13 protein-coding genes are annotated in these 10,909 nt (G+C 36.0%); 6 read left to right on the forward strand and 7 right to left on the reverse strand.

Annotated features, from left to right (window positions below; genetic code table 11):
* Positions 1 to 76: 76 nt before the first annotated feature.
* The 3 genes from AB3I20_RS12330 to AB3I20_RS12340 are packed head-to-tail and all read right to left on the reverse strand — an operon-like array spanning position 77 to position 2,590.
* A complete protein-coding gene (locus AB3I20_RS12330; protein ID WP_067485370.1) occupies positions 77 to 1,009 on the reverse strand; it encodes a metal ABC transporter substrate-binding protein in 933 nt (310 codons plus the stop codon).
* Positions 996 to 1,850, reverse strand: a complete 855-nt coding sequence (locus AB3I20_RS12335) for a metal ABC transporter permease (protein WP_071868767.1) — start codon at positions 1,848 to 1,850, stop codon at positions 996 to 998. Before AB3I20_RS12335 ends, AB3I20_RS12330 begins: the two co-directional genes overlap by 14 nt.
* Positions 1,847 to 2,590 carry a metal ABC transporter ATP-binding protein gene (locus AB3I20_RS12340; RefSeq protein WP_271027445.1) on the reverse strand — a complete coding sequence of 248 codons (744 nt, stop codon included), beginning with the start codon at positions 2,588 to 2,590 and terminating at the stop codon, positions 1,847 to 1,849. Before AB3I20_RS12340 ends, AB3I20_RS12335 begins: the two co-directional genes overlap by 4 nt.
* 249 nt (positions 2,591 to 2,839) lie before the next feature.
* On the opposite strand from AB3I20_RS12340, the gene AB3I20_RS12345 reads away from it, so the two are divergent.
* Positions 2,840 to 4,213 carry an amino acid permease gene (locus AB3I20_RS12345; RefSeq protein ID WP_067485379.1) on the forward strand — a complete coding sequence of 458 codons (1,374 nt, stop codon included), beginning with the start codon at positions 2,840 to 2,842 and terminating at the stop codon, positions 4,211 to 4,213.
* Between the two features lie 82 nt (positions 4,214 to 4,295).
* Here the strand turns inward: AB3I20_RS12345 and AB3I20_RS12350 are convergent, their stop codons facing one another.
* The 3 genes from AB3I20_RS12350 to AB3I20_RS12360 form a co-directional block, all read right to left on the reverse strand.
* Entirely contained in the window at positions 4,296 to 5,201 is a 906-nt protein-coding gene (locus AB3I20_RS12350) for a peptidoglycan-binding protein LysM (protein WP_095803410.1), read from the reverse strand.
* Between the two features lie 108 nt (positions 5,202 to 5,309).
* The gene (locus AB3I20_RS12355; RefSeq protein ID WP_172843717.1) at positions 5,310 to 5,483 is read right to left on the reverse strand and encodes a hypothetical protein; all 174 of its coding nucleotides are present in this window, start codon (positions 5,481 to 5,483) and stop codon (positions 5,310 to 5,312) included.
* Positions 5,480 to 6,148, reverse strand: a complete 669-nt coding sequence (locus AB3I20_RS12360) for an NAD(P)H-dependent oxidoreductase (protein WP_067485382.1) — start codon at positions 6,146 to 6,148, stop codon at positions 5,480 to 5,482. The genes AB3I20_RS12355 and AB3I20_RS12360 overlap by 4 nt, the downstream gene beginning before the upstream one ends.
* Positions 6,149 to 6,303: 155 nt before the next feature.
* On the opposite strand from AB3I20_RS12360, the gene AB3I20_RS12365 reads away from it, so the two are divergent.
* A complete protein-coding gene (locus AB3I20_RS12365) occupies positions 6,304 to 6,576 on the forward strand; it encodes a hypothetical protein (RefSeq protein WP_071868765.1) in 273 nt (90 codons plus the stop codon).
* Positions 6,577 to 6,660: 84 nt separating this feature from the next.
* On the opposite strand, the gene efp is transcribed toward AB3I20_RS12365, so the two are convergent.
* Positions 6,661 to 7,224, reverse strand: coding sequence for an elongation factor P (efp, locus tag AB3I20_RS12370; RefSeq protein WP_067485388.1), 564 nt, complete (start codon positions 7,222 to 7,224; stop codon positions 6,661 to 6,663).
* Between the two features lie 429 nt (positions 7,225 to 7,653).
* Here efp and AB3I20_RS12375 point away from each other — a divergent pair, with 429 nt between their 5' ends.
* The 4 genes from AB3I20_RS12375 (at position 7,654) to AB3I20_RS12390 (ending at position 10,881) form a co-directional block, all read left to right on the forward strand.
* Positions 7,654 to 8,571 carry a PLP-dependent cysteine synthase family protein gene (locus tag AB3I20_RS12375; protein ID WP_368027422.1) on the forward strand — a complete coding sequence of 306 codons (918 nt, stop codon included), beginning with the start codon at positions 7,654 to 7,656 and terminating at the stop codon, positions 8,569 to 8,571.
* A gap of 11 nt (positions 8,572 to 8,582) precedes the next feature.
* Complete coding sequence (locus tag AB3I20_RS12380) at positions 8,583 to 9,734, forward strand: cystathionine gamma-synthase (RefSeq protein ID WP_368027423.1); 1,152 nt, start codon at positions 8,583 to 8,585, stop codon at positions 9,732 to 9,734.
* A gap of 116 nt (positions 9,735 to 9,850) precedes the next feature.
* Positions 9,851 to 10,309, forward strand: coding sequence for an S-ribosylhomocysteine lyase (locus AB3I20_RS12385; protein ID WP_067485396.1), 459 nt, complete (start codon positions 9,851 to 9,853; stop codon positions 10,307 to 10,309).
* A gap of 95 nt (positions 10,310 to 10,404) precedes the next feature.
* Positions 10,405 to 10,881, forward strand: a complete 477-nt coding sequence (locus AB3I20_RS12390; RefSeq protein WP_067485398.1) for a glutathione peroxidase — start codon at positions 10,405 to 10,407, stop codon at positions 10,879 to 10,881.
* Positions 10,882 to 10,909 lie beyond the last annotated feature (28 nt).

The following is a 10,909-nucleotide window of genomic DNA, read 5'->3' on the forward strand; positions in this document are numbered from 1 at the left end:
CTATCCATATACGAAAACAGAAAAAGGTTGAACTAAAACAAAAGAATGTTTTAGTTCAACCTTTTGGATAATGAATTTATTTTGATAACCCATCATGAATTGCTTCAATATTCCATTTCATCATTCCATAGTAAGAATCACCTGTTTCACCTGATTTGGCTACTGAATCTGTAAATAACTTTTCAGCGATAGGAACACCGGTTTCTTTCGATACACGTTCCATGCTCCGAGGATCGACACTCGACTCTACAAACAAACCAGGGACTTTTGACGCTTTGACTTGGTCAATAATTGCAGACATTTGATCAGGTGTTCCTTGACTTTCTGTATTGATTTCCCAAATGTAAGCGGCTGGTAATTGATACGCTTTTGAAAAATATTTAAATGCACCTTCACTGGTGACTAGTAACTTTTTCTCCTCACTGATCGTAGCAAATGACTCTTTTGCTTGTTGATCCAATGATTCAAGTTTTTTACGGTATTCTTGACTGTTTTTTTCATAAACTTCTTTATTCTCAGGATCTTTTTCGCTCAAAATTCGAGTGATTTCTTCAACATATTTGATTCCATTAGACACATCCAGCCATGCATGCGGGTCTGCCTGTGTTTCTTGACCAGCACTTGTTAAATAAAGTGGCTCTACTTCACGACTAACGGCAAAATAATCTTCATCTTCGACTTTTTTAGCAGTTTCCATCAAATTATTGAACCAACCATTCCCTGTTTCCAAATTCAGTCCATTATACAAGATAACTTTTGCATCACTAGCTTTTTTGATGTCTTCTGGTAAAACTTCATACTCATGTGGATCAGTTCCCACGGGCACGATACTATGAATCGTTACCTTGTCTTTTCCAACTTCTTTTGCCATGTCTGCCAGAATTGAATTTGTCGCAACAACAGTTAGTTTTCCATCTTTCGTTTGTTCTGATTTCTCGCTCTTTGCTGAGCAACCTACTAGGAAAATTCCTAGTGCGAATAACAAGATTAGTAATTTAGATTTCTTCATTTGTTTGCTCCTTTCTTTGAAACAAAATGCCTTTTGTTGGTGAAAATAAAAATGCTAGGGCAAAAAACACAGCTGATGCCAACACGATCGTTGCCCCTGAAGGTAAGTTATAACTGTAACTGAAAAATACACCCACGATTGCGCTCAACACACCAAAACTCGCAGATAAAGCAATCATTATAGATAAACGATTCGTTAACAAGTACGCTGTTGCAGCTGGTGTAATCAACATGGCAATCACCAAGATTGTTCCAACTGTTTGAAGACTCACTACAGCAACTAAAGTTAAGAAAAACATCAATGCGTAATGAATAAATGTTGTGTTTAACCCATAGGCTTTTGCCATCATTGGATCAAAAGAAGTAATTTTCAATTCCTTATAAAAAATGAAAATAAATAATAAGACAACAGCACTAACGATTGCCGTGAGATATAAATCACTCTCACGAACAGCTAGAACATTACCAAATAGAATATGATAAAGATCAGTTGCACTTTGAGCAAAAGAGATAAGAATGATTCCTAATGCAAAAAATGAACTAAAAACAATCCCGATTGCCGTATCATTTTTTAAGCGACTCTTTTGTGTGACAAAACCAATCAATGCAGCAGTCAGCACACCAAAAGCAGTTGCGCCCAAAATATAACTAAACCCAAACATATAAGAAATTGCCACTCCGGGTAAAACTGCATGAGAAATCGCATCCCCCATCAGAGACATTCCGCGTAAAATAATAAATGAACCGATCACTCCTGAAGCTAATCCGACTAAAATAGATGTAATCAATGCATATTGTAAAAATTGATAATTGAATACCCCCTCAACAAATGACTGAATCATGCTTGTTCCCCCTTTACCAACTGGCCAATTACTTCACCATAAGCTAACTGCAGATTATTTGAAGTAAAAGTTTCTTGAACCGCCCCAGCTGCAATCAGCTCACGATTTAATAAAATTACTTCATCAAAGTATTCAGTTACTTTATGCAAATCATGATGAACAATCAAAATTGTTTTGCCTTCTGCACGCAATTCTTGTAAAATCGAAAAAATCTTTTTCTCACTAACAGCATCGATTCCCACAAAGGGTTCATCTAAAAAGATCCATTCCGCACCCTGTGTCAATGCCCGTGCAATAAACACTCGTTGTAATTGACCACCAGATAGTTCACTGATTTGTCGATTAGCAAATTTTTCCATTCCGACTTTGACTAGCGCCTGTGTTGCTCGTTCTTTCTCCAGTTTTCCTGGTCTTTTTCCAATCCTTAGCGAAGGATACGTTCCAAGTAATACCACACCAAAAACATCAATTGGAAAAGATAGATCCATTGCACTTCGTTGTTCAACGTAAGCAATTTTTTTCCTAACCTCTTTTACAGATTGACCTGAAAACGTCACCGTACCAGAAGATTTGGGAATTAATTCTAACAAAGACTTCATAAAAGTTGATTTCCCCGCACCATTCGGTCCAATAATTCCTGTCATTTTTTCTGATTGAATCGTTAAAGATATATTTTTTAAAGCGATCTTTCCTTGGTACGCAACGGAAAGATTCTCTACGCTGATTGTTGGTTTCGCCATCCTAAGCACTCCTTTTTAGGTTTACCTAACTTTTTATTTAAAGATAGTTTAACTCATTAAGAAAACATTTTCAACAAAAAACTTTGCAATTAAATTAAATTTCTTCTCGCGTTTTTCGAATCCTTTCTGTAAAATCACATCAAGAGATTAATTTAATAACTGTTTTTATTTATCAATAATTTATTTTTTGACTGATAAATTTAATCAAATGTGTTGGCTTATTCTCTAAATTATGAAAGGAGTTTTTGTATGGAAGAAGGAAAATTAAATCGAAGTCTTAGCGCACGTCATATTCGAATGATCGCGTTGGGAGGAACAATTGGCGTTGGATTGTTTATGGGTGCCTCTTCAACCATTCGCTGGACTGGTCCCTCTGTAATGATTGCCTATGCTGTTGCTGGCTTGTTTTTATACTTGATTATGCGTGCATTAGGCGAGATGCTTTACGTTGACCCTTCTACAGGTTCATTTGCTAATTACGCGAGTGATTACATCCATCCAGTTGCTGGTTACTTAACTGCTTGGAGCAATATCTTTCAGTATGTCGTAGTTGGAATTAGTGAAGTCATTGCCGTTGGCGAGTATATGAATTATTGGTGGCCAAATTTGCCAACCATCATTCCTGGTATCGCTGTGATACTTTTCTTGATGTTAGCTAACTTGTTTTCAGTAAAAGCCTTCGGTGAATTAGAATTTTGGTTTTCGATGATCAAAGTCGTAACGATCATTTTGATGATTGTGGCTGGTTTAGGCGTTATCTTCTTTGGCTTTGGCAATCATGGTCAACCTATTGGTATTTCAAATCTTTGGAAAAATGGTGGCTTCTTTACCGGTGGCGTGAAAGGTTTCTTTTTTGCTTTATCCATCGTGATAGCTTCTTATCAAGGAATTGAGTTAATCGGGATGACTGCTGGTGAAGCAAAAAATCCACAAAAAACAATCGTTGAAGCTGTTCAATCTACCATTGGACGCATTCTTATTTTTTATATTGGTGCTATTTTTATTATCGTAAGTATTTATCCATGGAATCAGCTTGGTGAAATCGGGTCCCCATTTGTTCAAACATTCGCGAAAATTGGGATTACTTTTGCCGCTGGATTGATTAACTTTGTGGTAATCACTGCTGCCTTATCTGGCTGTAACTCTGGTATTTTCAGCGCCAGTCGCATGATTTACACATTGGCAGTTAATGGAAAAATGTCGAAGCGTTTCTTAAAACTATCTCGTCATGGTGTTCCATTTTATCCAGTTGTTGCCATTTCAGGAGGTATCTTGATTGGTTTGGTCATCAATTATTTGCTACCAATGTTTGTTACTCACTCTGAAAATATTTTTGTCTTTGTTTATAGTTCAAGTATTTTACCAGGAATGATTCCTTGGATTGTCATTTTAATCAGTGAAATCAAATTCCGTAAAATCCACGCTGAACAAATGACAAAACATCCATTCAAAATGCCATTATCCCCTTACACCAATTATTTAACTTTAGCATTTTTAGCTATTATTCTTTGTTTCATGTTTATTAACCCTGAAACAAGAATTTCCTTGCTTATTGGGTTAGCCTTCTTGTTTTTAATGACGATTCATTACTTTCTTCGCGAAAAACGCTTGAAGAAAGCTTAAACAACAAAAAAACTGCGAGTCTGTTCTACTCTTGGAAAGGGGACCTTTCTAGAGTTAGTAACATCTCGCAGTTTTTTATTGCTTATTGCAATTGAAGTACAGCACCAGGCGTTAAGAAATAATCATCCATCGTCATTCCATTCAATGCTAAGATTGTTTCGACTGGTACACCTGTACGTTGTGCAACTTGATTGGGGCCTTCACCAGCTAATACAACAGTTGTTGCAGATTGATTCGTTGTAGTTTCTGACGTATCAGTCATTTGATTACTTGTTGTTTCAGCCGTTTGTTCGGTAGTTGAAGTCATTGTTTCTTCTGAGGTTGAACTACTTGTTTCCTGTTTGTTTGCTTCTTCAGCTTGCAGCGCACTACTCGTTCGTAAATAAATATCTGATATTTTTGCTACTTCAGTTGTGTATTTACTTGATAGCTGGTCAACCAAAGAATTAATATCGACAGTTGAGGAACTATCTGCTTGATGTGCAGCTTTTAATTTGCTGATTCCTTCATTTGAAATTGCTTGTAGTGCTAATGCTTTCTGATTAGCAATCGAAGATAATCCTGCAACCCCATTTTGATTTGATTGAATTTCTGTTTGATATTCATCAATCAATATTGGTGTTTGTTCAGTCAACTTCTCTGAGTAAGTCGTCAAAATCGTTTGTAGTTCATCTGCTGACTCTTTATCTGTGCTACTCGTTTCTGTTGATGATTTTGTTGAACTATCGGTTGTTTTTGTCGCTTTTTTACTTTGTTTTTTCTTCGCTTTTTTTTCATTTTTTTGCGTTGAAGAAACAGTTGTTTCAGGTGTTTCTTTGGCACTAGAAGTTGATTTTCCGAACTGCGTCAATCCCAAGACTGAGCCGCCAATCACCAAGACTGATACCAAACAGGCACCAATAATCAACAATCTTTTTTGCATTCGTTGCTTTTGCTGACGCCTTCTAGACATCCGAACATTTTCATCTCGTTCATTTTTGTTTTTCAATAAGTTCACCACCAATAATTTATGTTAAAAATAGTGTTATGCCTTATCCTCATTGTAACAAATAACAATAGTTATGCACATTTTTTTCTTAAAATTTTCTAATCCTTTTTACCACTCACGATGATTCCATGATTTTCCATCAATTTCTCCCTGCAGTTGAGTGATGCGCTCGTCGCTTTCTTTGACTAATTTTTTCAATTCAAATAACAAAGCAGCATCCTCATAATGAACATTTTTTTCATTCAGCTCGTCAATTTGTTGCTGTAACCACTCACTACTCATTCATTTTCCTCCTTTAATTCACCCAGTGTGAAGGTCAAGTCTTCGATCATCTCCTGTTGTTCTTTTAAGCCATCTAGGAGATAGGATTTTTGCGGTTCTGAAAAATGCGTATTTTTTTCTATTTGTTCAAGAAACCAGTTGATTCGCTGAACAAGACTTGGTTTTCCAGTTAAAGAAAGATATTGCTGATAAGCAATTAAGCGTTCAAATCGTATCTCTGAAGTCTGATACATAAATTGTGCTAATACGAATGGAGGCAAATAATTCATTTGAAATTTGTGTGCAATTCGTTGATATGGTCGCAAAAATTCAGACAGCGTGAACTCTTCTTTTCCGCCTGCTTGATATTCTTTTTCTGCAACGCCAGTCGTTACTACAACACCAAAATCTTTTCCTTTTAGCACTTTACTTGCTTTAGCCAACACTGTGTCTTGCCATATTTTTAAATGTGCAGGTGCGCTATACCAATAAAGAGGAAATTGGAAAATGATTCGCTCGTGCGTTGCTAACAACGCTAATTCGTCATTTTGGTTGATTTCTCCGGCTGGATAGACAGATTCTAAATGATGCCATGTAATCGAAAGCGATTGAGATGCCTCTTTAAAAAATTGTTGATTCAATGATTCTTGAAGATTGGGATGGCTGACAATTACTAATGTCTTCATCACGATTACGTCCTTTCTTCTTCGTACTGTTTCATAGTTTAGCATAACAAATAGACTTAGTTGATCATTATGCCTCAGCTTCAGCAAGACGTTTTTTACCCCACTCTTTTTTGATAGGTATATAATAAAATTATTAAAGCAAAGAGGCGAGAAATATGAAAACTGTAACAGCAAAAGAAATAGAAGATTATTTAACCAATCGTTTGGGTGGAATTAGCGTAATTGACATCCATATTGAATTTCCAAACGATCTTCAAGCATTTCATATTGAAGGTGAAAATGACTACTATCTCTTACAAGATGCCCAAAAAATGTATCATTTACTTGATGGGAAACGTGAGGAAAAATTAGTAGGAGAAGATCCCGAAAAATTTTTAGCGCATGTCATTCAACTAATTACCAATGAAGATACCACTGTCACTTACTAATCATTTAAGCTTGAAAATGATTTTCTCCTTATAAAAAAGTGCCGCAAAGACCTGAACAGATCTTTGCGGCACTTTTTTATTTCATTATTTTGAGGCACGTTTGATATAAGAACCTTCAGTTGTATTGATTTCTAATAACTCATCTACTTCAACAAAGTCAGGAACGTTGACAACTAAGCCAGTTTCCATTGTTGCTGGTTTACCTGAACCAGTTACTGTTGCACCTTTGATTGAAGGTTGTGTTTCAACAACACGTAAAACAACAGTTGTTGGTAATTGCACACCGATTACTTCGCTGCCGAAAAATTGAATTTTTACTTCCATATTTTCTAGGATGTATTTCATTTCTTCTTCAACTGTTTCAACAGGAATCTCATATTGTTCATATGTTTCTAGATCCATGAAGAACGCTGTGTCATCCATTGTATACAAGTATTGAACAGCTTTTGTATCAATGTGTGCTTTTTCAAATTTTTCTTCTGGGCGGAAAGTTGTATCATATGTTGCACCAGAACGAACATCTTTTAGTTTCATACGCATAACTGTATTTCCTTTACCAGGTTTGTGGTGACTTGCGTCCAAAACTTTAATTAATTTTCCATCTTGTACAAATGTCATACCGGCTTTTAAATCGCTTGCTGAAATCATTTAAATTGCTCCTTTTTTGTTTATCATCATCTTTTTTATTGTATCAAACAACAGTGGATAAGACTAGCAAATCTTCATTTTTATCTAGCAACACTTCTTCATTTGATTCTGTGATTCACTTTATCATGCACTCTATCCAATTATTCCTATCACTAAAAATCACCGAATACTTTGACTCTGACATTTTTTCATGTTATTTTTGATAAAAATATTACTGGAGGAACAGACATGATGAACACACAAAGTAACTTCAATCAATTGATTACTTGTTGTTGTATGGTGCAAAAAAGCAGCATACTATTTGCCGTGTCTATTAATTGCCCTTCATAATTTACGTGTACTCTCTGGAAAAGCACGAATAATTTATGATATCTAGGAGCTGATTTAATAGTCAGCTCCTTTTTTTTATCGAATTTTTAGGAGGAAGCTATGATATTAACAACGATTCATGATTATATTGGCAAGACACCTTTATTTGAGTTTACGCATGATGCTTATGAAATACCAAAAGATTCAAAAATCTATGCGAAACTTGAATATTTGAATCCTGGAGGTAGCGTTAAAGATCGACTTGGTTTTTATTTGATTGAACAAGGTTTGAAAACTGGCAAGATCAACCAAGACACAACGATTATTGAGCCAACCGCTGGCAATACCGGAATTGGTTTAGCCTTAGCTGCTTTAAACTACCATTTAAAAACTATTTTTGTAGTACCAGAAAAGTTTAGTATTGAAAAACAACAACTTATGAAGGCACTAGGTGCAGAAATCATTCATACCCCTACTTCACTTGGAATGGTCGGTGCTATCAAAAAAAGTCAGGACTTAGCAGCCAAATTAGAAAATGTTTATCTCCCAAAACAATTTGAAAATCCTGACAATCCAGCAACTTATTATCACACACTTGGACCAGAGTTGATTGACGAACTAGCAGGAAAAATAGATAGTTTCGTGGCTGGAATTGGTAGTGGCGGAACTTTTTCTGGCACAGCAAGTTATCTTAAAGAACAGATAAGTGATATTCGACTAATTGGTGTTGAACCCGAAGGCTCTATTTTGAATGGTGGCAAAGCAGCTTCTCATGAAATTGAAGGAATTGGTGTAGAATTTATTCCTCCGTTTATTGAGTCTTTGCCTATTACTCGTTTTGAAACTATCTCAGATGAGGAAGGATTCTATTACACGCGTGCTTTAGCTAAAAATCAAGGATTATTAGTTGGTAGTTCAAGTGGTGCCGCTTTTGCAGCATCCCTCAAAGAAGTGCAACAATTGCCTGCAGGAAGCACAATCGTAACCATCTTCCCTGATGCAAGTGATCGTTATCTGTCAAAAAATATTTATTTATAGGAGGAATAAAAATGCATATTCAAACAAAATTAATTCATGGTGGTATTAGTGAAGATCCAACAACGGGTGCTGTTAGTGTTCCAATTTATCAAACCTCAACTTACCGGCAAAACGGTGTTGGTCAACCAAAAAAATACGAGTATTCTCGTTCAGGTAATCCAACCCGATTTGCATTAGAAGAACTAATTGCAGACCTTGAAGGTGGAATCCAAGGCTTTGCTTTCTCGTCAGGATTGGCAGGAATCCATACAGTTTTATCACTGTTTGAACCTGGTGACCATATCTTACTCGGTGATGATGTTTATGGCGGAACTTTTCGATTAGTTGATAAAGTATTTTCTAAAATCGGTTTAGAATACACAATTATTGATACAAGTGATCTTAAACAAATTGAGCAAGCGATTCAACCAAACACAAAGACACTTTATCTTGAAACACCAAGTAATCCACTCCTTAAAATTACTGATCTAAAAACTAGTCTTGCCATCGCAAAAAAACATAATCTATTAACAATCGTTGACAATACATTTGCGACACCTTATTTCCAACAGCCATTGGCACTTGGCGCAGATATCATTGTTCACAGTGGTACGAAATATCTTGGTGGACACAGTGATGTTGTTGCTGGTTTAGTCACCACTAATAAAGCAGACTTAGCGGAAAAAATTGGCTTTTTACAAAATGCGATGGGTGCAGTCTTAGGACCTCAGGATAGTTGGCTAATCCAACGTGGGATCAAAACGCTAAGTGTGCGAATGGAAGCACATCAAAAAAATGCTTTAGCAGTAGCAACTTTTCTTGAGTATCATCCAGCTGTTGAAACTGTTTATTATCCTGGACTAACAAGTCATCCAAACTATCAGATTGCAAAAACACAAATGAGTGGTTTTAGTGGTATGGTCTCTTTTGACTTAAAAGAAGATGCAAAAGCAGTACCTTTTGTTGAATCATTAAAATTATTTATTCTAGCAGAAAGCTTAGGTGGCGTAGAAAGTCTAGTTGAGGTTCCTTCGATTATGACTCATGCTTCTATTCCAAAAGATAAACGTGAAAAAGCAGGAATCAAAAATGGGTTGATTCGTCTTTCTGTAGGTATCGAACATATAGATGATTTATTAGCAGACTTAACCCAAGCCTTAGATAAAATGGAAAGTACTAAATAAATTTCTTCATTTATAGAAATAAGGTTAAAAATCAAAGATGTACCTATAACTTATTCTAAATAAATGTTAGAATTTAGCTATCACTACTGAACAAAAAATGAATCGAGGTAACTTACATGAAAATGAATGTTGAAAGTTTCAATCTAGACCACACAAAAGTAAAAGCACCTTATATCCGTGTTGCTGATCGCAAAACTGGTGAAAATGGTGACATGATCATCAAATATGATGTCCGCTTCAAACAACCAAACAAAGAGCATATGGAGATGCCAAGCTTACATTCACTTGAACATTTAACAGCTGAACTAATTCGTAATCATGCTGACTACATTGTGGATTGGTCGCCGATGGGCTGCCAAACAGGTTTTTACCTAACTGTGCTGAATCATGAAAGTTATGACGATGTACTAGATGTTTTAGAAAAAACAATGAAGGACGTTCTTGAAGCTACTGAAGTACCCGCAAGCAATGAAACACAATGTGGTTGGGCTGCAAGTCACACTTTAGAGGGTGCGCAAGCACTAGCACGTGAATTCTTAGCAAAACGCGATGAATGGTCTGACGTCTTTGCATAATTTAACTAAAAAAACTGAGAGCTTTTAAACAAGCTTCTCAGTTTTTTTGTTCTATAATAAGTGTGTACTTACTCAATTAGTAAAGGAGAATTTTTATGACAGTTTATGATTTTGATGCAACTTTGGAAAATGGAACTACTTACTCTCTAAACGACTACCAGAATCATCCAATGATTATCGTTAATACTGCAACCAAATGTGGACTTGCTCCACAATTTGAGCAGCTTGAACAACTTTACACTACCTATAAAGAAAAAGGATTAGTCGTTTTAGGCTTTCCTTCCAACCAATTTAAACAAGAACTGGATTCTGCTGAAGAAGCGGCGCAAGCTTGTCGAACTACTTATGGTGTTTCATTTCCAATGCATCAATTAGTCGAATTAAATGGAGCAGCTGCTGATCCTTTATTCGCCTATTTGAAGGAAAATGCACCTGGTACAATGACTAACGCAATTAAATGGAATTTCACCAAATTTTTAATTGATAAAGATGGAACTGTCATCAAACGCTTTGCACCACAGACTTCTCCTGAAAAGATGATTGATGATATCGAAAAGCTTCTTGCTGAATAGTAAAAAGAATACAAAAAAACAGATGAGT

Source organism: Enterococcus sp. C50 (assembly GCF_040887505.1).
Taxonomy (GTDB): domain Bacteria; phylum Bacillota; class Bacilli; order Lactobacillales; family Enterococcaceae; genus Enterococcus_B; species Enterococcus_B thailandicus.

Excerpts from the sequence above, each read along its gene's own strand:
- AB3I20_RS12330 (WP_067485370.1), bottom strand. The coding sequence starts at position 1,009 with ATGAAGAAATCTAAATTACTAATCTTGTTATTCGCACTAGGAATTTTC.
- AB3I20_RS12335 (WP_071868767.1), bottom strand. The coding sequence starts at position 1,850 with ATGATTCAGTCATTTGTTGAGGGGGTATTCAATTATCAATTTTTACAA.
- AB3I20_RS12340 (WP_271027445.1), bottom strand. The coding sequence starts at position 2,590 with ATGGCGAAACCAACAATCAGCGTAGAGAATCTTTCCGTTGCGTACCAA.
- AB3I20_RS12345 (WP_067485379.1), top strand. The coding sequence starts at position 2,840 with ATGGAAGAAGGAAAATTAAATCGAAGTCTTAGCGCACGTCATATTCGA.
- AB3I20_RS12355 (WP_172843717.1), bottom strand. The coding sequence starts at position 5,483 with ATGAGTAGTGAGTGGTTACAGCAACAAATTGACGAGCTGAATGAAAAA.
- AB3I20_RS12360 (WP_067485382.1), bottom strand. The coding sequence starts at position 6,148 with ATGAAGACATTAGTAATTGTCAGCCATCCCAATCTTCAAGAATCATTG.
- AB3I20_RS12365 (WP_071868765.1), top strand. The coding sequence starts at position 6,304 with ATGAAAACTGTAACAGCAAAAGAAATAGAAGATTATTTAACCAATCGT.
- efp (WP_067485388.1), bottom strand. The coding sequence starts at position 7,224 with ATGATTTCAGCAAGCGATTTAAAAGCCGGTATGACATTTGTACAAGAT.
- AB3I20_RS12375 (WP_368027422.1), top strand. The coding sequence starts at position 7,654 with ATGATATTAACAACGATTCATGATTATATTGGCAAGACACCTTTATTT.
- AB3I20_RS12380 (WP_368027423.1), top strand. The coding sequence starts at position 8,583 with ATGCATATTCAAACAAAATTAATTCATGGTGGTATTAGTGAAGATCCA.
- AB3I20_RS12385 (WP_067485396.1), top strand. The coding sequence starts at position 9,851 with ATGAAAATGAATGTTGAAAGTTTCAATCTAGACCACACAAAAGTAAAA.
- AB3I20_RS12390 (WP_067485398.1), top strand. The coding sequence starts at position 10,405 with ATGACAGTTTATGATTTTGATGCAACTTTGGAAAATGGAACTACTTAC.